This is a genomic window from Curvibacter gracilis ATCC BAA-807 (assembly GCF_000518645.1).
In the GTDB taxonomy this organism is placed as follows: Bacteria; Pseudomonadota; Gammaproteobacteria; order Burkholderiales; family Burkholderiaceae_C; genus Curvibacter; species Curvibacter gracilis.
Genome location: NZ_JADZ01000031.1, coordinates 36496 through 56273, shown reverse-complemented (window position 1 = coordinate 56273; position 19778 = coordinate 36496). Strand labels below are relative to the sequence as shown.

Genomic DNA, 19778 nt, shown 5'->3' with positions numbered 1-19778 from the left:
GCAGTCAGCGCGTCCATACGATCAGATTTGCAGTTTTTCGACCATGCCCTACGAAATCATCCGCGAACCCCAAGGTATCCACAAACGTTTCTGGGGCATCGTCACGGCGGAAGAGTTTCTGTCGTCGGTGGGCAAGTTTCACAGCGACCCGCGTTTCGAGAACATCCGCTACACGATCAACGACTTCACCGAGACCGAGGCCTTCACCATGGGCGAGGGCGGCATCCTCGACACGGCCGCGATCAACATCGGGGCCACCTTCGTCAATCCCAAGTACCGCATCCTGGCCGTCACGGTCGATCCGGTGATCATCGCCATGGCCCGCAAGTACGACCAGATCACCCAGATGCCCCCCATCCTGCTGTTTGCCACCCTGGCCGAAGCCCGGGAGTGGGTGCAGTCCTCGGCCTGAGCGCGATGGCAGCACAGGGGGCGGTTGAGCTGCTGGCAAGTCAAAGACTGGAGGCGTGTTGATGCGACTGCTGGTGCGATTGCCGCTTGCCTTGCTCAGCATCCGTTGGCGTTTTCTGTTCCTTTTGCTGTGCACCTGTGCGGTGTTGTTGTCTGCATCGGTCTACCGGGCGCTGGATCGTCGAGCTGCCGACGTTGCTGCGGCCATGGCGCAGCAAGAGGTGCTGTCAGCGGCCATGGCCGATCGGCAAAGGCTGGGGTTTGAAAACACCCAGCGCCTGCTCGGCCTGTTGAGCCAGGCGGTCGACCTGAGCACGCTGATCAACGACCCCCAATGTGAGCGCCGGCTGGCGGCCCTGGTGTCCCAGGATCCGCAGGTGGCCAATGTCTTTTTGGCCTTGCCCAACGGGGATACCCGGTGCCACCTTGTCCGGGGCGCCCAGGCCCTCAACATCGCCAACCGCTCCTTCATGCCGCGGGCTTTGGTGCAGGACAAGCCGGTGGTCGGGGCGGCTCAGGTGGGCGGGTTCACTGGCAAGCATGTGTTGCCGGTTGCGCAGCGCATTGCGGACGCACAGGGCCGGGTTCAGGGCTTGATCGTGGTGGCCATGGACCTGAGCTGGGTGACCCGTGAACGGCCGGGCAGCCGGGCAGCCGGCCCATCGATGGCGGGCCTGGTCGATGCTCATGGCCGGGTCATCACACGTCGGCCCCAGCCCGCCTCCCCGCAGGGCGCCGAGGCGTTCGAGTCTGCGGCCTTCGAGCAACTGCGCCAGCAAGGCCCGGGTGCGGCGCTCAGCCTGGTGTTTCCCGACGGGGAGCGTCGCTTGCTCACCCTCTACCGGTTTGCGGAGACCTTGGCCGGTCCGATCTATTTCTTCGTCGGGCAAAGGCAGGCCGACATCACCGCCGCTGCGGATCGTCAGATGGTGATGGACCTGTCTCTGGCCGCGCTGTTGGTGGTGGTCGCCTTTGCCGTGGCCTGGTGGGGAGGCGAGCACTGGTTGATACGCCCCTTGCGCCGGATCGGTCTGGCCGCCCGCGAGTTGGGGGCCGGCAATCACCTGTCGCGCACGGGGCTTGCGCCCCAGCCGGGGGAGGTGGGGGCGCTGGCTGCAGCCTTTGATGACATGGCGGCAGCCCTGGCCTCCAACAACAACGTGGTGCGCCTGAACCGCGCCCTGCAGTTGCTGAGCAAATCCAACCAGGCCCTGGTGCGTGGCCAGCAGGAGGCGGCTTTGCTGGACGACATCTGCCGCATTGCCGTCCAGGTGGGCGGCTATCGGCTGGCCTGGGTGGGGTTTGCCGAGCACGATGCCGAAAAGTCGGTGCGCCTGATCGCCCAGTTCGGTGTCAACGACGGCTACCTGAAAGCGGCTCAGATCAGCTGGGGCGACAACGCCTTGGGGCAGGGTCCCACAGGCATGTCCATCCGCCTGGGCCAGCCCCAGATCAACCGGGACTTCGCCACCGAGAACAAGATGGCCCCCTGGCGCGTGGCGGCGCTGGCTCATGGCTTCCGTTCCAGTGCGGCATTCCCGTTGATGGTGGACGGCCAGACCCTGGGTGCCCTGACCATCTACTCGGCGGCGCCTGACGCCTTCAATGAACAGGAGGTGAGTCTGCTCGGTGAGTTGGCGGCTGACCTGGCCTTTGGCATCCATTCACGCCGCGTCCAGCAAGCCCATGTGCAGACCCAGCGGCGCCTGGAGGGGGTGCTGGAAGCCACGGTGCAGGCGGTGGCCACCACGGTCGAGTTTCGCGACCCCTACACCGCAGGCCACCAGCGCCGGGTGGCCTCGCTGGCGGTGGCCATGGCGCGCCGCATGGGCCTGTCGGATCACGAGGTGCAGGGCATCCACCTGGCTGGCATCGTGCATGACATCGGCAAGATCCAGGTGCCCGAGGCGATTCTTGCCAAACCCGGCCGCCTGACCGAGGACGAGTACCAGGTACTGCGGCGCCACCCTCAGGCGGGTCATGACATTCTCAAGGACATTGCGTTCCCCTGGCCGATTGCCGACATGGTGCTGCAGCACCACGAGCGCCTGGATGGCAGTGGCTACCCCTTGGGCCTGGCGCAGGACCAGATCATTCTCGGAGCCCGCATCCTGGCGGTGGCCGATGTGGTCGAGGCCATGTGTCTGGATCGCCCCTACCGGGCGGGTCTGGGCGTGGCGGCCGCCTTGGCTGAAATCCAGAGCGGGCGGGGGCGCCTCTATGACCCACAGGCCGCCGACATCTGCGTTGAACTCCTGAGCCATGGCGAATTTTCTTTCGATGCCGCCTGAGAGGCCCTCCATCAACAGCCCTGCTGCGGCGCAAACGGCCAGGCCTGGCTGCGGCGTGGCTTCCATGACCCCCATGAGCACCTGACCCATGACCCTGCACCTGCCCACCTTGCTTGTGGCGCTCACCTTGGCCAGCGGGGTCCTGGCCAGCGCGGTGCTGGCCGTGGCCTGGGGCGGCCGGCGGTACAAGGGCCTGTCGCTGTGGGGGCTGGGTCTGGTGCTCAATGCGCTGTCATACCCTGCCTTCGGCCTGCGCGACGCGGGCTGGCTGAGCCTGTCCATTCTGTTGACCAATGCGCTCACGGCGCTCAGTCTGGTCATCCACACCTTGGCGCTGATGGCGTTCCAGCGTGGGCGCAGCCGAAGCCCGCCGTCATGGGTGGTGTGGGTGCCGGCGGCCTTGAACATGCTGGCTGCGGTGGCCCTGCTGCACGACGACCGCTGGCGCAATGTGCTGGTGGCCGGGCTGCAGGCCCTGATGGCCCTGGTGCTGCTGTCGCAGGCCTGGGCGCCTGGCCTGCATGGACGCCGGCTCACGGGCCGCTGGGTGGTGATCGCCGGGGCCTCCACCTTGTGCGTCACCATGGTGTTGCGCACGCTGTTCATGCTGGAGGCCTCGGAGTGGGATGCCCAGTTCAACGTGCCCACCCAGGTGCAGGTGGCCACCTATTTTGCGATTCTGGGGGTGTTGCTGCTCAACAGCATGGGCTATGTGCTGATGCAGATGGAGCACGCCGTCAGCCAGCAGCACGAGCTGGCCAGCCACGATCGCCTGACCGGCCTGTACAACCGCCTGGCTCTGATGGAACTCATGGATCACCACCTGGCACTGGCCCGACGCCGTGGCAGCCCGCTGGCCCTGCTGATGCTCGACATCGACCACTTCAAGGTGGTGAACGACCAGCATGGCCACCTGGTGGGCGACGAGGTGCTGCGCCAGGTGGCGCAGCGCGCCCAGGCCCGTTTGCGCGGGGCCGACCTGCTGGCGCGCTTTGGCGGCGAGGAGTTCCTGGCCCTGCTGCCAGCCACCACCGTCGAGGGCGCCCAGGCGGTGGCCGAGGGCATCCGCCGGGCCGTGGGCGACCAGCCCATGGTGGTCAATGGGGTGAGCATTCCGGTCACGATCAGCATCGGTGTGCATGCCGCCATCCCCACCGAGGGCCCCACCGCCGCCGAGGCCATGATCGCCCTCAGCGATCAAGCCCTCTACGACGCCAAGCACCAGGGGCGCAACCGGGTGGTGGTGCGCTGAACCGGCCCCGGGGCCGGCCCCTTCACGGCTTGCGCCGCCGCAACGACAGCATCGAGCCCACTGCCAGCAAGGCGCTGAGCGCCAAGGCTGCGGCATCCGACAGGGTCGGAACACCCGAGACGCCGGCGTCTGCTCCCACCCCCAGCGCCACCGGGTCATCGATCACCCCGTTCTGAGTCCAGTCGTTGTCACCTTTTTGCCCGTCGGTGAGCGTGTAGGTGACGGTGCCGGCCTGGGCGTCGATGGTGGCGGGGTAGGGGAACCACTTGTTGGTGTCGCCCAGGCCATTTTCCTTGCCGTATTTGTAGAGTTGGGCACCAGCCGGGATGCTGCTGAAGCGCAGGGTCACGGTGGTGCTGGTGCCGGGCGTTCCGCTGTCCAGCACGACCTTGGTCGCACCCTGGGGGAAGCTCACGCCGTTGGGGGGGGCGGCAGGCGGCGAGACAAAGCCCGAGTTGGCCGACCTGATCTGCCAGTTGTTGCTGCCGGCAGACTGGATGGCGCCCACAGCACTTCCGACGGCCACCGAGCTGAAGGGGGCAGAGCAGGCCGCGGTGCTGCCGCCGCCGCTGCCACTGCAGCTCCAGGACCAGCTGCTGCTGCCGGCGCTCACGGCGCCGGCCGAGCCCACCGAGCACAGGTTGGCCGCAGGCACGTAGGTGCTGGCGGTGTTGGCCGCGCTGCCGCAGCTCGCGTTGACGAGCGGGGCGGCCGCCACGGCCACGGTGGAGGCCGAGCAGACTTCGGTGCCCGCACCGGTGTTGCCCGCAGACGCCACCGGGGTCACGCAGAACTGCAGCGTCTTGCCCTGATCGGTGCCCACCGGTGTGTAGTTGCGGCCGGTGGCCCCGGCGATGGGCGTCAGCGTTGACCCCCGGCCGACCCGGGTCGCCCAGGCCCAGCGGTAGGTGCTGGTGCCCTCGGGGTTGTCCTCGAAATCCCAGTAGGTGTAGCTGCCGGCCAGGGGCTGGCCCACCTGTGCCGTGCCGGTCACGGCGGGGGTGCCACGGATCTCCGCCGGGGCGTTGCTGATCAGGGTGCCCGTGACCACCATCGCCAAGGGCTTTGTCGCCGCGGGTGACGAGCTGTGCTTGCGGAAGATCACCTGGTATTCGCTGTTGGCCACGGGGTTGGCAACGATCACCTGCTTGAAGTTCTGCCCCATGTCGTCAAAGAGGGCGCTGGACAAGGTGGCGTTGTCCGTGCGGTGGGCCATGTCGGGGATCTTCCAGGGGCGGTAGGTGTTGCCGGTCGCGCGTTCGTAGACCTCGATGTCGAAGTTGTAGATGACCCGCGAGCTGCTGTCGTCGACCGGGTTGGCGGCCGTCTGCTCGGGGCCGGCATCGTCATTCCAGGCAACGTTGACCACCACAGGCACCCCGCCGCGGGCATAAAAGGACCGATAGCAAGCCGAAGCGCCGTTGTTGTCGGGGTTGACCGTCAGTTCATCGATGAGGGTGCCCCTCAAATCAGCGGCGAGATAACCGCCAGTGCAGGAGTTGGGGTTGCTGGGGTAGGTGCGCTGCTTGATGACGTTAGCTGCGCTTTGCACATTCAGCAGACCCCAGCCAAATTGGTGGTCGGGCCCGGGCCGGCCCAGGTCTTCGGCGGTGCCGAACATCAGGGCCCGCAAGGTGTCCGAGCGCATGTAGTTGCCGGCGTAGCGGGTTCGGTAAAACTGCTGCAGCAGCAGTGCGCCCGCCGTCACGGCCGGCGTGGCATACGAGGTGCCACTGGAATCGGCCCCGCTGCCGCTGTAAGACGTGTCGCTGGCGGCCGTGGCCGAATTGATGCCCGTGCCCCGCGCCACGATCTCGGGTTTGAGGCGGCCGTCATCGGTGGGGCCCCAGTTGCTGTAGTCGGACATGGTCTTGTCGGCATTCACGGCGCCCACGGTCACCACGTTCTTGGCGGCGCTGGCCCCCGTCATCAGGTCGTACCCCCCTTTGCTGGGGTTGCCGTTGGCTTGCTGCTCGTTGCCTGCTGCCACAAAGGGCTGGTAGAACAGCAAGGAGCTGACCACCTGGTCCCAGGCTCGGGATTCGCTGTCGTACGCACCGAACTGCCAGACCGGGATGGTGTTGTCATTGGCATAGCCGTAAGAGTGGTTGGACACCTGTACACCATCGACCGCCAGGCCGGCGGCGTACATCTCGGCGGTGTCGTTGTCCGAGTCCCAGTTGCGCGAGCTGGCGCTGTAGGCGATGCCCTGGGCACTGGCGCCATTGCCTGTGATGCCGGCCGTGCCGACGATGGTGCCGGTCACATGGGTGGCATGGTTGCGGGCCGAGTCGGTGGTGCTGCCCAGCTGGTTGGCCTGGATCGTGACCTTGCCGGCCAGCAACTCGTGGGTGGCCCGCGGCACGCCGGGCTCCCACACCCCCACCACCATGTTCTGCCCGGTGATGTTCACCCCCAGGCTGCCACCGGGGTAGAGCGAATCGGCCTTGATGAGCTGCCCCGACTCGACGTTGCTGCGGCTGCCGACGCTGACGCCCTTGCTCTTGATGTAGATGGGCTGGCCATCCGAGCCGATGCGCACGATGCGGTACACCACGCCGTCGCGAACCACTTCGCGCTGAGCGCCCGGGTTGTTGGCGAGGTAGCGGGCAATCTCTGCCTGCTGGGCTTCAAACCGGCGCTGCAGTTCGCCGGCCAGGTCGGCGCTCGGGCTGCCCTGGGTCTGGGCCTGCACCAGGTGGGCGGTGCAGAGCAGGGAGGTGGCCAGGGCCACGGCCGTCAGGGTGCCATGGGCCTTGCACCATGCGGGGCTTGCAGAAGTGGGGAATGTCATTTGTTGTGTCATGTGGGGGTGGGCTGAAGGCCAGAGCCTCTTCCGATACCATCGGCCTCCCCGGCTGTGCGAGCAATTGCCCTGGGTCGGCTCGGACACTGGCTTGGAGACACGATGGAAACGGGAAGCGGCCATGGCCAAATGGCCTCGCGTTTGTATCAACCGGCTCACATGAAAGATTGCGTTTTATTGCACCGCCCCATGACCCCTGCGACCCCGGCGACCCCGGCAACCCCGGCGACGTCCACGCCCGCTGCCCTCCGTGTGCGGCTGCACACCTTGTGCTGCGCCCGCCTGTGGCTGATGCCCCTGCTGTGTCTGCTGGCGCTGGCCTGGCCCCTGGCGGGTCGAGCCGAGCTGGCCACCCAGATCGAGGTCGAGCGCGCCGTCTGGGCTGACCCCACGGGTGAGGCCCGCCTGGAAGAGGTGTTGGGGCAGGCCTTCCAGCCGGCCCCCACCATCGTGGCCCGCGGCTATCAGCGCGGTGCCACCTGGTTGCGCGTGACCGTGCCACCCACTGCGGCACAGCCGCTGTGGGCCACCCTGCAGCCCCTGTACCTTGACGATCTTCAGCTGTACAGCCGCCCACGTGGCCCTGATGGCCGCCTGGGCCCCTGGACAGTGCGGCAGGAGGGCGACCGCTTTCCTTTCGACCGCCGTGAGCGGGCCACCCTGAACTACAGCCTGGCCCTGGACACCTCGGCCACCGAACCCACGGTGTTCTACGTGCGCCTGCGCAGCACCAGCACCCATGCGCTGTACGTGAATGTGCGCACCCAGGACAGCGCCCTTCAGTTCGAAGGGCTGACCCTGCTGTGGCTGGGCCTCTACCTGGGCATCGTGCTGGTGCTGGCCTGGATGTCCACGCTGCGCTTCATCCTCACGCGAGACATCCTGTGGGCGATGAACCTGTGCCTGCAGGCGGGCACGGTGATCCTGACGCTGTTCTACCTCGGGGTGGTGGCCAAGTACTTCATGCCGCATGCCCCGCATGGGGTGGATGCCTGGACCTCTTCCGTCTTGTGCGGGCATCTCTCTCTGGGCATGCTGTACTACGCGGTGTTCGTGAAGCGCTTCGGTGCGCCCCGGTGGGCTGTCTGGCTGTACGCCTGCACCACGCTGGCCTTTCCGCTGCAACTGTGGTGGATCTGGCATGAGCAGGCCCATCTGGCCATGGGCCTGAACTCCAATCTGCTGCTGTGGGGCACTTTTCTGGGTTCCATCGTGACCTGGTTGCTCAGGATCCAGGACACCCGGCTGCGCTGGATCGTGCGCTGGCTGTTCACGGCCCAGACCCTGTACCTGATCGCCTTTGTGCTGCCCCTGCTCGGGGTGGGGCCGATGACCTTCTGGCACCTGTATCCGGCGCTGTTGATCAACCTGTTCGGCTCGGTCATGCAGCACGTGGTGCTCACCCGCCGCGACCAGCTCGACCGGGATGCCAGGGGCTTGCTCGAACGCGAGGTGGCGGCCTCGCAATTGCTGCTGCAGGCCAAGCACGATCAGCTGGCCGCCAGCACCAGCTTCCTGGGCATGCTCCTGCACGAGTTGAAGAACCCCCTGGCCTCGATCCGGCTGGCCGTCTTGAACATGCTCCGCCATGGCGACGATCTGCCCCCTGCGCAGCTGACGCGCCTGGAGCACATCCAGGCTGCGGTCCTGGGCATGGACACGGTGCTCGACCGCTGCCGCCAGGTGGACCGGCTCGAGTCCGGCGCCTGGGGCACGAAGCGCTCCGAGGCCGATCTGGTCGAGCTGGTGGCCCAGTGCGTGGCTGCACAACCCGAGGGCGGGCGTGTGGCGCTGAGCGCCCCAACCAGTTTGCCCGCCCGCGTCGATGTCCAAGGCTTCCAGACCGTGCTGGGCAACCTGCTCGACAACGCGCTGGGCTACTCCCCCTCTGGATCGCAGATCGATCTGCACCTGCAATCGCTGACGCCAGACGGGCAATCCGGCCGCTGGGTGTGTGTGCGGGTGGGCAATGCGGTCGGCAAGGCCGGCCTGCCCGATGCCGATCGCGTGTTCAGCAAGTACTACCGTGCCGAGGGGGCGCACCAGCGCACCGGCTCGGGGCTGGGGCTGTACCTGGTCAAATGCCTGGTCGAACGCGAGGGCGGCACCCTCAGCTACCGCCCCGAGAGCCGCCCTGGCACCACCCCCCTGATCCACTTCGAGGTCTGCCTGCCATGCCATTGAAAGAAGCTGTTGCCCAGACCGGGCCACTGGACATCATCGTGGTCGAAGACCACGACCTGGTCCGACTCGAGCTGGTGGACCACCTCAGCGGCCCCGGGGTCCAGGTGCGAGGCGCCGACGATGGCGAGGTGCTGGAGACCCTGCTGCGCCAGCGCCATGCCGACATCCTGGTGGTGGACCTGAACCTGCCCGGCGAGGACGGTTTGAGCCTGTGCCGCCGCATGCGCCATGCCTTTCCCGAGATGGGGCTGGTGATGCTGACCGCCCGCGTGATGCCCTCCGACAAGACCGCGGGCTATCAGAGCGGCGCCGATGTCTACCTCACCAAGCCTGCCAACGTCGACGAGCTGGAAGCCGTGATCGCCAACCTGGCCCGCCGCATCCGCCGTCGCGTCTCCAACGGCCTGCAACTCGACATGCCGCGCCAACAGCTGACCCTGCCTGCCGGGGCCGTGATCGGCCTGACCTTGTTTGAGTCGCGCCTGCTGTACGAACTGGCCCTGGCGCCCGAGCGCAAGCTCAGCACCGAGGTGCTGGTGCAGCGGCTGGACCCCAGGCAGGAGCTGCCCCGCATCCGCGACAACCTGCCGGTGACGATCAGCCGACTGCGCCAGAAGATGGCCGCCGCACCGGGCGGGCAGGAGGCCATCAAGGCCGTGCGCGGCTTCGGCTACCAGCTCACGCTGGCCACCACCGTGCGGGCCTGAGGGCGTTGTGGCCAGGGGGGGTAGATGGGCTTTGTGCCGCACCTTCCCATTTCGCAGTTAAGATCGCCGCTTCGGGTGCGTGGCCTTTTCGAGGGTCACGTTAAACGGGAAGCCGGTGACGCCGCACAAGCATGTTGTGCAGCCATTCCGGCGCAGCCCCCGCTGCTGTAAGCCAGACGACTCCGCCAACACACCACTGTGCATGTCACGGGAAGGTGCGGAGAAGGATGAAGGCGAGCCAGAATACCGGCCCGAAAAAGCGCCAGCACCATTCCCCGGGGTGACGGGAAAACTGCAGCCAACGTGCCTCGGCTTGTCTGCGGGCGTCTGGCCGTCTTTTTCATCCTCCGCGTGGTGCCTTGACAGGAACCATTCGACGGGAGGATTCGAATGCACATCATGGAAGGCTTTTTGCCGCCAGCGCACGCGCTGGGCTGGTCAGCCGCGTCTTTACCCTTTGTGATCTGGGGCCTGCGATCCCTGCAGCGCAGCGTGCAGGCGCAGCCCGAGCAGCGCATGCTGCTGGGCGTGAGCGCGGCCTTTGCCTTTTTGCTGTCGGCACTCAAGCTGCCCTCGGTCACGGGCAGCTGCTCGCACCCCACCGGGGTGGGGCTGGGCGCCATGCTGTTCGGCCCGGCGGCCATGGTGCCGATCGCGCTGGTGGTGTTGCTGTTCCAGGCCTTGCTGCTGGCGCATGGCGGGCTCACCACGCTGGGGGCCAATCTGTTTTCGATGGGCATCGTGGGGCCGCTGGTGTCGTACGCGGTGTTCCGGCTGGCGCGCGGGGTCGGCCTGGGGCGCTCGGGCGCGGTGTTTTTGGCGGCCTGCCTGGGCGACCTGGCCACCTACCTGTGCACCTCGGTACAACTGGCCTGGGCCTTTCCTGATCCCGTGGGCGGTGTGGCCGCCTCGCTGCTGAAGTTTGGCGGCATCTTTGCCCTCACGCAGATCCCGCTGGCCATCAGCGAAGGGCTGCTCACCGTGCTGGTGGTCAATGCCATGGCCCGCTTCAATGCGGCCGAACTGCAGGGTCTGCCCCTGTTCGCCCGCCGTGGGGTGCAGGCATGAGCCGGCGCAACCTGATGCTGCTGGCCGCCGTGGTGCTGATCACCGCCTTGCCCCTGTGCTGGGTGGCCCAGCCCACCGACGCGGCCGCGCTGGCCGAGCACTTTGGCGGGGCCGACGCCCAGGCCCAGCAGGCCATTGCCCAACTGGCGCCGCACTACCAGCCCTGGTTCAGCCCGGTGCTGGAGCCCGCCAGCAATGAGATCGCCTCGCTGCTGTTTGCGCTGCAGGCCGCGCTGGGCGCCGGGGTGATTGGCTTCTGGCTCGGGCTGTCGGTGGCGCGTGAGCGGGCTGCGCGGCAGGTCCCGGCTTCGGACCTGGCTCGCCCGGCTGAACCCGCCCACCCTCAGCCCTGATCCGCCGTGTTGATCGAACATTGGGCCTACGCCAACCGCTGGCGGGGGGTGTCGCCGGCCGCCAAGGGCTTGTGGGCGCTGGCCGGTCTGGCTGCGGCCCAGGGCGCTGCCACGCCCGGGCGGGCCCTGGGCTGCGCGGCCGCCCTGGCCGCTGTGTGCCTGCTGGGGGCCGGTGTGCCCTGGCGCGCCTACCTGCGGGCGGCCTGGGCGCCGCTGGGCTTTCTGGCCCTGTCGGCCGCGTCGATGGCGGTGTCGCTGGGCTGGGGCGGTCACGCTCTGCCCACCTTGCCCACCTTGCAATGGCCTCCTGAGGCCCTGGCCCTGGCGGCCCACACCAGCGCCCGCGCGCTGGCCTCGCTGGCGGCCTTGCTGGGCCTGGTGCTGACCACACCGCTGCCCGATCTGATGGCCTTGTTGCGCCGCCTGCGCGTGCCCGATCTGCTGCTGGAGTTGATGGTGCTGTGCCACCGGCTGCTGTTTGTGGCCCTGGCCTTGTTCCACGAGGCCAGCCGCGCCCAGCGTGCCCGCCTGGGCTATGCCAGCCGGGCCCAGGCCGTGCGATCCATCGCCTTGCTGCTGGGCCACCAGGCCGTGCAGCTGTGGCAGCGCGCCCGGGTGCTGCAGGCCAGCGCCGAGGCCCGCTGCGGTGGGGCCGGGCTGCGCTTTCTGCCTCCGGTCTACCCCCATGCGCGGCGCGATGTCGGGCTGGCGGCGCTGGCCTCGCTGGGCCTGCTGGTCGGTACGTGGGGCGTGGCGTGGACATGAACATGGCACAGCCCATCTTTGAGCTGCAGGGCGTGGCCTACCGCTACCCCGACGGCCCCCAGGGCCTGCACGACTGCAGCCTGCGCCTGGCCCGCGGGCGGCGCCATGCGCTGCTGGGCGCCAATGGCGCCGGCAAGACCACCTTGCTGCAGCAGCTCAACGGCCTGCTGCGGCCCGCTGCGGGGCAGATCCTGTTCGATGGCGCGCCGCTGGATGCCAGCCGGGCCGGCCTGCGCGCGCTGCGCCAGCGGGTGGGGCTGGTGTTCCAGAACCCCGAGCACCAGCTGTTCTCGGCCCAGGTGTTTGAAGACGTCTCTTACGGCCCGCTCAACCTGGGGCTGGACGAGGCCACCGTGCGTGAGCGCGTGCGCGCCGCGCTGGCCGATGTGGGCCTGAGCGTGCACGCGCTGGCCCCGGTGCACCAGCTGAGCTTTGGTCAGAAGAAGCGTGTGTGCCTGGCCGGTGTGCTGGCCATGCAGCCCGAGGTGCTGTTGCTCGACGAGCCCATGGCCGGCCTGGACGCCCCCATGCAGCAGGCACTCACGGCCCTGCTGGACACGCTGGTGGCGCGCGGTGTGACCGTGCTGCTGTCCACCCACGACATCGACTTTGCCTACGCCTGGGCCGACCACCTGCACCTGATGCAGGCCGGCCGCTGCACGGCCTCACTGCCCGCCGCCGATCTGCCCAGCCAGGCACCCGCCTGGCGGCGGGCCGGCCAGCCCCTGCCCCGGGTGCTGGAGCTGCACCAGGCCTTGCAGCAGCAGGGCCTGGCCCCGCAGGGCGAGCCGCCGCGCAGCCACGAAGCGCTGCTTGGCCTGTTGCAACCCACCACCTCTTCACGTGAACAAGGCTTGCCATGACTGAAGCCCAACTGCCCGCACCGCGACCCCTGGGCAAGGTCTGGTTTGTCGGGGCCGGCCCGGGCGACCCCGAGCTGATCACCCTCAAGGGCCAGCGGCTGCTGGCCCAGGCCGGGGCCGTGCTGTTTGCCGGCTCGCTGGTCGACCAGGCCGTCACCCTGTACGCCCCGGCGGGTTGCCTGGTGCGCGACTCCAAGGACATGACGCTGGAGCAGATGAGCGACTGGCTGGCCGAGCAGGCCGCGCGCCACGCCACCGTGGTGCGCCTGCAGACCGGCGACCCCGGCCTGTACGGCGCCCTGATCGAGATGACCCGCCCGCTCACCGCCCTGGGCATCGACTGGGCCGTGGTGCCCGGCGTGTCGTCGGCCATGGCCTCGATGGCGGCCGCCGGCGAGTCCATGACCTTGCCCGAGGTCACGCAGACCGTGATCCTCACCCGCGTCGAGGGCCGCACCCCCATGCCCGAGGGCGAAGACCTGGCCGCCCTGGCCGCGCACCGCAGCACGCTGTGCATCTTTCTGTCGATCACCCTGATGCACAAGATCGAAGCGGGTCTGCGGGCTGCCGGCTGGCCTGAAGACGCGCCCATGCTGGTGGTGCACAAGGCCAGCTGGCCGGGGCAGGAGCGCATCGTGCGCGGCACCCTGGCCGACATCAAGCAGCGCTGCCGCGAGGCCGGCATTGTCAGCCAGGCCATGGTGGTGGCCAGCCCCACGCTGGGCGCCGCCGACTGGGAGACGCTGGCCCGCTCCAAGCTTTACGACCCCACTTTCACCCACCGCTTTCGAAAGGCCACGGCATGAACACCCTCTCAACCGCCACTTCCATCACCTCAGAAGACACCATCCTGCTGGTCGGCCACGGCTCCCGCGAGGCGGCCGGCAACACCGAGATCCTCGACTTCGTGGCCCAGTGGCGCGCGCGCCGCCCGCAGTGGCGCATCGAGGTGTGCTTCATCGAGTTTGCCTCGCCCTCGCTGCACGACGGCCTGCTGAGCGCCGCGCAAAGCGGCCGCCGGGTGCTGGTGCTGCCGCTGATCCTGAACGCCGCCGGCCATGTGAAGATGGAAATCCCCGAGGCCATCGAGCATGCCCGCGCCCACTGCCCCGGCAGCCAGATCCTGCTGGCGCCCCACCTCACGGCCTGCGACCCCATCCTGGCCATCCTCAAGCGGCGCCTGCGCCAGGCCATGCTGGGCCTGGACATGCCCGACCCGCGCAGCACCGGCGTGATCGTGCTGGGCCGTGGCTCGTCCGACCGGGGTGCCAATGGCGACATGGCCAAGATGGCGCGCTGGCTGCTGGAGGAGGGCGACCACGAGCTGGTCGACCTGGCCTTCACCGGCATCACCTGGCCGCGCCTGGAGCGCGTGGTGCAGCGCCAGGTGCTGCTGGGCATGGGCCAGATCGTGGTGCTGCCCTATTACCTGTACACCGGCACGCTGATGGAGCGCATCCACCGCCAGGTGCAGCACCTGCGCGGCCAGTACCCGCAGCTGCGCCTGGCCTGCAGCACGCATTTCGGCTTTGAGCCCGAGATCTTCGAGCTGCTGGAGCAACGCGCCCTGGACCTGCTCGCCGGCACCCCCGACAGCCGCCTGCCCTGCGACGGTTGCAGCTACCGCGAGATCGCGCACGACCTGGGCCATGGGCACTCGCACGAGCACACCCATGCGCCCGTTCATGTGCACGCCCACGTGCCCGAGCACGCCACGCCGGCCGCCAACACCGAACAGGCCCAACAGGCCCAGCCCGCATGAGCACCGTCAACACCGTCACCGAGCAACTCACGCGCGCCGGCCAGGCCATCGAGCACGACAGCTTTGCCATCATCGACGCCGAGGTGGGCCCGCACGCTTACGACCCGCTCCAGTGGCCCATCGTGCGCCGCATGATCCACGCCAATGCCGATTTCGAGTTCAACGGCCTGACCGACTTCCACCCCGCCGCGGTGGAGGCCGGCATCCAGGCCATGCTGCGCGGCGGCACGCCCGTGGTGGCCGATGTCGAGATGATCTGCTCGGGCCTGTCGCAGCCGCGCCTGGCCCACTTCGGCATGCGCACCCACCAGTTCATCAGCGATGCGGATGTGATCGAGGCGGCGCGTGCGCAGGACACCACCCGCGCCGTGCAGGCCATGCGCAAGGCGCAGCGCCAGGGCCTGCTGCAGGGCGCCATTGTGGGCATCGGCAACGCGCCCACCGCGCTGATCGAGCTGGTGCGCCTGATCCGCGAGGAGGGCGTGCGCCCGGCCCTGGTGGTGGGCATGCCGGTGGGCTTTGTGGCGGCAGCCGAATCCAAAGACCTGATGGCCGGCCTGAACGAGGTGCCCTGGATCGTGATCCGCGGCCGCAAGGGCGGCTCGACCCTGGTGGTGGCCGCCCTGCACGCACTGCTGGCCCTGGCCGAGGCGCGCCAGAAAGCCGCCGGGGCCCTGTGATGGAGGGTAAGAGCACCGCCCCCCGCGGCACCCGCACCGGCTTCACCACCGGCGCCTGTGCCGCCGCTGCGGCACGCGCTGCTGTGCAGGGCCTGCTGAGCGGCCAGGTGCCCGACGCCGTGGAAAGCCTGCTGCCCAATGGCGACCGGGTGCGCTTTGCCGTGCACGACGGCCGCTGCGACGCGGCCAGCGCCCACGCCATGGTGGTCAAGTTTGCCGGCGACGACCCCGACTGCACCGATGGCGCCCACCTCACGGTGGACCTGCGTGTGCTGCCCGGCCAGGCCGGTGTGCTGCACTGGCGCGCCGGCGAGGGCGTGGGCACCGTCACCTTGCCCGGCCTGGGGCTGGAGGTGGGTGGCCCGGCCATCAACCCGGTGCCACGCCAGAACATTGCCGACAACCTGCGCGAGGTGGCGCCGGCCCTGCTGGCCCAGCATGGGCTGGAGGTGTGCATCAGCGTGCCCGGCGGGCAGGAGATGGCCAAGAAGACCACCAATGCCCGCCTGGGCATTCTGGGCGGCATCAGCATCCTGGGCACCACCGGCATCGTGCGGCCGTACTCCACCGCCGCCTGGCGGGCCAGCGTGGTGCAGGGCGTGCAGGTGGCGGCCACGCTGGGCCACGGCCTGGTGGCCCTGACCACGGGCGGGCGCACCGAATCGTTTGCCATGGCCACCCTGCGCGCCGAGCAGCCCGGCCTGCCGGCGGCCTGCTTTGTGCAGATGGGCGATTTTCTGCGCTACGCGCTCGACGAGGCGGTGGCCCAGGGCCTGCCGCTGGTGGTGCTGGGCGTGATGGTGGGCAAGCTCACCAAGATCGCCCAGGGCGAGACCATCACCCACGCCAACCGCAACGTGGTGGACACCGATCTGGTGGCCCAGATCGGCCGTGAGATCGGTGCCAGCGAGGCCGACTGCCAGGCCATGGCCCAGGCCGAGACCGCCCGCTTTGGCGCCGAGCTGATGGTGGAGCGCGGCCTGGGCCCGGCCTTTCACCAGGCGCTGGCGCAAAAGGCCATCGCCACCCTGAGCGACCCGCAGCGCTATGGCCGCGCCTTTCAGTTGCGTGTGCTGGTGTGCGACTTTGCCGGCCAGCTGGTGGCCGATGTGCTGTCGCCCCCGGCGCTGCCCGCGGCTGAACGGCCCGCCAGGCCGCCCCGGGCGCCCGAGCTTGATACCGATGAGGACCCCGTTTCGTGAACCCAGTCAAAGACCCCAACCCCTGCCGCGTGATCGGCGTGCTCGATGACGGCGTGGCCAGCCTCAGTGCCACCGCGCTGGCCCACCTGCGCACGGCCGATGTGGTGATTGGCGGTGCCCGCACCCTGGCCCTGCTGCGTCACGAGTTCAAGCCCCAGGCCCGGCTGCACGACCTGGGCGGCCAGCTCAAGGCCGTGCCCGGCTGGGTGCGCGCCGCCCGCGAGGCCCACCTGGCCTGCGTGGTGCTGGCCACCGGCGACCCCTTGTGCCATGGCATCGCGCCCTACCTGGCGCAGCAGCTGTGCGTGCAGGCGCTCGACATCCTGCCCAATCTGTCGACCCTGCAGCTGGCCTGCGCCCGCATCGGCCTGGCCTGGCAAGAGGCGCGCATCGTGTCGGTGCACGGCACGGACGCCGGCGAGTGGGCGGTGGGCAGCCCCCCCGGCCACGGCCTGTACGCGCTGGCCCAGGCCCTGCGCGGCGAGCGCCGCCTGCTGGTGCTGACCAGCCCGGCCAACAGCCCCGACCGCATTGCCCGCCTGCTGCTGGCCGAAGGCCTGGGCGATGACTACCAGATGGCCGTGGCCGAGAACCTGCTGCAGGCCGAAGAGCGCCTGCACACCGAGCTCAGCCCGGCCCAGGCCGCCGCCATGCGCTTTGCCGAGCTCAATGTGGTGCTGCTGTGGCGCCTGCGCCCGGCGCCCCAGCCGCCGTGCCTGGGCCTGCCCGACAGCGCCTACGAGCAGCGCCAGCCCGACAAGGGCCTGATCACCAAGCAGGAGGTGCGCGCCGTGAGCCTGGCCCGCCTGCAGCTGCGCCCTACCAGCGTGGTGTGGGACATCGGGGCCGGCTCGGGCTCGGTGGGGCTGGAGGCGGCGCGCCTGTGCCGGCGCGGCCATGTGTGGGCCATCGAAAAAAACGAGGCCGACCACGCCATTGCTCGCCGCAACCACGCCCGCGCCGGCCTGAGCAACTACAGCCTGCAGCTGGGCCGTGCCCCAGAAGGCCTGGCCGACTGGCCCGACCCCGATGCGGTGTTCATCGGCGGCTCGGGCGGCGAGCTGGCCGAGCTGATCAACCGGGTGCTGCAGCGCCTGCGCCCGGGCGGCCACCTGGTGATGAACTTCGTGACGCTGGAGAACCTGGCCACTGCCACCGCCGCACTACAGGCCGCTAGCACCCAGGCCGCCCCCGGCACCGTGGGCTGGGACGTGCTGCAGATCCAGGCCGCGCGCAGCAAACCCATCCTGCACATGCACCGCATGGCCGCCGAGAACCCGGTGTGGCTGGTCTGCGCCCACCGTGCCCACCCTGAGGAGGCCCTGAATGACTGAGCCAACCCCTTTGTCACCGGCCGGGCTGCCCGCGCCGACATCGCAGCGCCGTGGCACCCTGTGGGGCGTCTCGCTGGGCCCCGGCGACCCGGGTCTGATCACCCGTGCCGCCTGGGCCGCCCTGCAACGCCGCGATGTGGCCTGGGCCTACCCGGCGCGCAGTGGCAAAACCCCCAGCTACGCGCTCGACATCGCCACCCGGGCCGGCCTGACCCCGCCCGAGCAGCACAGCCTGCTGCTGTTCCCGATGACGCACGACGGCGAGAAGCTGGCCCGCGCCTGGCTCAAGGCCGCCCATACGCTGCTGCCCTGGCTGCAGGCCGGGCGTGATGTGCTGTTTCTGGTGGAGGGCGATGCCAGCACCTACGCCACCTTCGGCCACCTGGCCCGCACCGTGAAGGCGCTGGATGCCGAGGTGCCGGTGCAGGTGCTGGCGGGCGTCAACTCGTTCACCGCGGCCTGTGCCCAGGCTGGCGTGCCCTTTGCCGAGCAGGACGACACCGTGGCCATCGTGCCCGCCGCCTATGGCCTGAGCGCGGTGGATCGGCTGCTGCCCGACTTCGACACCCTGGTGCTCATGAAGATCAAGCCCCTGCTCGACGAGCTGCTCGACTGGCTGCAGCGCCGTGGCCTGCTGGCCGGCGCGCACTTCATCGAGCGCGTGGGCGCGCCCGACGAGCGCCGCGTGTCGGGTGCTGATCTGCTGGCCCTGCGCGGCACCCGGGTCAGCTACCTGTCGCTGCTGCTGGTGAAGAACCCCGGCCGCGTGCGCGGCGAACGCATCAAGGGCTGCCTCAAGAAGAGTGCCACGCCCGCACCGGCCACCCCCTCACTGCTGGATCCCACATGACCGAACCCATCCCCAACGCTCAACCCCCCGTGGTGTTGTCGGCACCCGCCCAGGCCACCGAAGAGGTGCGCCTGTGCCTGGTCGCCATCACCCGCCATGGCGCCAGCCAGGCCGCCCGCCTGGCCCAGGCCCTGCCGCAGGCCGATATCTGCACCTCGGCCAAGTTTGCTGCGCAGTTTGCTGGCCTGCCCAACCGCGTGCGTGCCTACGAAGGCGCGTTGCGCGACGAGATCGGCCCGCTGTTTGCGGGTTGGGACCAACTGGTGTTCTTTGTCTCGCTGGGCGCCGTGGTGCGCCTGATCGCCCCGCACCTGCGCAGCAAGGACGAAGACCCCGGCGTGATCGTGGTGGACGATGCCGGCCAGTACGTGATCCCTGTGCTGTCGGGCCATGTGGGCGGCGCCAACGAGTGGAGCGAGCGCGTGGCCGAGGCCCTGCAGGCCAGCCCCGTGCTCACCACCGCCTCCGACGTGGGGCGCACCCTGCCGGTCGACATCCTGGGCCGGCATCTGGGCTGGCGCGTGGAGGCGCCCAAGATCAACATCACCCGGGTGTCGGCCCATGTGGTCAATGGCGAGCCGATTGCCTTTGTGCAGGAGGCCGGCCGCCCCGACTGGTGGACCCGGCCCACACCGCTGCCCGCCAACATCCACTGCTTCAGCCAGTGGGCCGAAGTGGACCTGAGCCGCTTTGCCGCTGTGCTGTGGGTCACCCACGCCGAGGTGGGCGAGGCGCGCTGGGCTGAACTGAGCGAGCGCCTGGTGGTGTACCGCCCGCCGCTGGAGGCAGGCGCATGAGTCGCGCCAAGCACTGCACCCGAGGCCATCCCACCGTGGCGCTGGGCCTGGGCTGCGACCGGGGCTGCAGCCTGGCCACGCTGCGCCAGGCCGTGGAAGCGGCCCTGGCCCAGGCCGGTGCTGGCTGGGCCGATGTGCAGGCCGCGGCCAGCATCACCCTCAAGGCCGACGAGGCCGGCCTGCTGGCCCTGGCGGCCGAGCAGGGCTGGGCGCTGCGCTTTCACCCGCCCGAGGTGTTGGCCGCCGTGCCCGTGCCCAATCCGTCAGAGACCGTGCGCCGCTACACCGGCACGCCCTCGGTCAGCGAGGCCGCCGCCCTGCTGGCCGCCGGCTGGCCCGGCCCGCCCACGCCGGCCCTGCTGCTGGAAAAGCACAAGCACTGCGGCCCCGACGGCCGCAACGCCACCGTGTCGGTGGCGCTCATGAATCCCACCCCACATGCCTGAGAACCCT

General features: G+C 69.3%; 18 protein-coding genes and 1 riboswitch. Of the genes, 17 read left to right on the top strand and 1 reads right to left on the bottom strand.

From position 1 onward, the window contains the following. Positions 1-43: 43 nt before the first annotated feature. The 3 genes from L880_RS0120925 to L880_RS33035 all read left to right on the top strand — a co-directional run bounded on the left by L880_RS0120925 (position 44) and on the right by L880_RS33035 (position 3954). Positions 44-412 carry a hypothetical protein gene (locus L880_RS0120925; RefSeq protein WP_027477339.1) on the top strand — a complete coding sequence of 123 codons (369 nt, stop codon included), beginning with the start codon at positions 44-46 and terminating at the stop codon, positions 410-412. Between the two features lie 61 nt (positions 413-473). Further along, entirely contained in the window at positions 474-2702 is a 2229-nt protein-coding gene (locus L880_RS34495) for an HD domain-containing phosphohydrolase (RefSeq protein ID WP_051443480.1), read from the top strand. An 88-nt stretch (positions 2703-2790) separates the two neighbouring features. Next, positions 2791-3954, top strand: a complete 1164-nt coding sequence (locus tag L880_RS33035) for a GGDEF domain-containing protein (protein ID WP_043330144.1) — start codon at positions 2791-2793, stop codon at positions 3952-3954. Between the two features lie 22 nt (positions 3955-3976). On the opposite strand, the gene L880_RS0120910 is transcribed toward L880_RS33035, so the two are convergent. Further along, entirely contained in the window at positions 3977-6748 is a 2772-nt protein-coding gene (locus tag L880_RS0120910) for a S8 family serine peptidase (protein WP_027477338.1), read from the bottom strand. A 201-nt stretch (positions 6749-6949) separates the two neighbouring features. Here L880_RS0120910 and L880_RS0120905 point away from each other — a divergent pair, with 201 nt between their 5' ends. The 14 genes from L880_RS0120905 to L880_RS0120840 all read left to right on the top strand — a co-directional run bounded on the left by L880_RS0120905 (position 6950) and on the right by L880_RS0120840 (position 19771). Continuing rightward, positions 6950-8944, top strand: coding sequence for a sensor histidine kinase (locus L880_RS0120905; protein ID WP_169737792.1), 1995 nt, complete (start codon positions 6950-6952; stop codon positions 8942-8944). After that, complete coding sequence (locus tag L880_RS0120900; RefSeq protein ID WP_169737791.1) at positions 8935-9651, top strand: response regulator transcription factor; 717 nt, start codon at positions 8935-8937, stop codon at positions 9649-9651. Before L880_RS0120905 ends, L880_RS0120900 begins: the two co-directional genes overlap by 10 nt. A 56-nt stretch (positions 9652-9707) precedes the next feature. Continuing rightward, a riboswitch (cobalamin riboswitch) is annotated at positions 9708-9920 on the top strand. A gap of 121 nt (positions 9921-10041) precedes the next feature. Then, positions 10042-10719 carry an energy-coupling factor ABC transporter permease gene (locus tag L880_RS0120895; RefSeq protein ID WP_027477335.1) on the top strand — a complete coding sequence of 226 codons (678 nt, stop codon included), beginning with the start codon at positions 10042-10044 and terminating at the stop codon, positions 10717-10719. Then, positions 10716-11072, top strand: coding sequence for an energy-coupling factor ABC transporter substrate-binding protein (locus L880_RS0120890; protein WP_027477334.1), 357 nt, complete (start codon positions 10716-10718; stop codon positions 11070-11072). The genes L880_RS0120895 and L880_RS0120890 overlap by 4 nt, the downstream gene beginning before the upstream one ends. 6 nt (positions 11073-11078) lie before the next feature. After that, positions 11079-11837 (top strand): cobalt ECF transporter T component CbiQ, encoded by a 759-nt coding sequence (gene cbiQ / locus L880_RS0120885; protein ID WP_027477333.1) that lies wholly within the window; start codon positions 11079-11081, stop codon positions 11835-11837. A gap of 2 nt (positions 11838-11839) precedes the next feature. Next, positions 11840-12700, top strand: a complete 861-nt coding sequence (locus L880_RS0120880; RefSeq protein ID WP_245615273.1) for an energy-coupling factor ABC transporter ATP-binding protein — start codon at positions 11840-11842, stop codon at positions 12698-12700. Continuing rightward, positions 12697-13506, top strand: coding sequence for a precorrin-4 C(11)-methyltransferase (gene cobM / locus L880_RS0120875; protein ID WP_051443479.1), 810 nt, complete (start codon positions 12697-12699; stop codon positions 13504-13506). The genes L880_RS0120880 and cobM overlap by 4 nt, the downstream gene beginning before the upstream one ends. After that, positions 13503-14462, top strand: a complete 960-nt coding sequence (locus tag L880_RS0120870) for a sirohydrochlorin chelatase (RefSeq protein WP_027477330.1) — start codon at positions 13503-13505, stop codon at positions 14460-14462. The genes cobM and L880_RS0120870 overlap by 4 nt, the downstream gene beginning before the upstream one ends. After that, positions 14459-15142, top strand: coding sequence for a precorrin-8X methylmutase (locus tag L880_RS0120865; protein WP_027477329.1), 684 nt, complete (start codon positions 14459-14461; stop codon positions 15140-15142). Before L880_RS0120870 ends, L880_RS0120865 begins: the two co-directional genes overlap by 4 nt. After that, positions 15142-16344: a cobalt-precorrin-5B (C(1))-methyltransferase gene (locus L880_RS0120860; protein WP_043330142.1), complete on the top strand. Its 1203-nt coding sequence runs from the start codon at positions 15142-15144 to the stop codon at positions 16342-16344. Before L880_RS0120865 ends, L880_RS0120860 begins: the two co-directional genes overlap by 1 nt. Next, complete coding sequence (locus tag L880_RS0120855) at positions 16341-17678, top strand: bifunctional cobalt-precorrin-7 (C(5))-methyltransferase/cobalt-precorrin-6B (C(15))-methyltransferase (RefSeq protein ID WP_027477327.1); 1338 nt, start codon at positions 16341-16343, stop codon at positions 17676-17678. The genes L880_RS0120860 and L880_RS0120855 overlap by 4 nt, the downstream gene beginning before the upstream one ends. Beyond that, a complete protein-coding gene (gene cobI / locus L880_RS0120850) occupies positions 17671-18528 on the top strand; it encodes a precorrin-2 C(20)-methyltransferase (RefSeq protein ID WP_043330140.1) in 858 nt (285 codons plus the stop codon). Before L880_RS0120855 ends, cobI begins: the two co-directional genes overlap by 8 nt. Beyond that, positions 18525-19325: a cobalamin biosynthesis central domain-containing protein gene (locus tag L880_RS0120845; RefSeq protein WP_027477325.1), complete on the top strand. Its 801-nt coding sequence runs from the start codon at positions 18525-18527 to the stop codon at positions 19323-19325. The genes cobI and L880_RS0120845 overlap by 4 nt, the downstream gene beginning before the upstream one ends. Then, positions 19322-19771 carry a cobalamin biosynthesis protein gene (locus tag L880_RS0120840; RefSeq protein ID WP_051443478.1) on the top strand — a complete coding sequence of 150 codons (450 nt, stop codon included), beginning with the start codon at positions 19322-19324 and terminating at the stop codon, positions 19769-19771. The genes L880_RS0120845 and L880_RS0120840 overlap by 4 nt, the downstream gene beginning before the upstream one ends. The last annotated feature ends 7 nt before the right edge of the window (positions 19772-19778 follow it).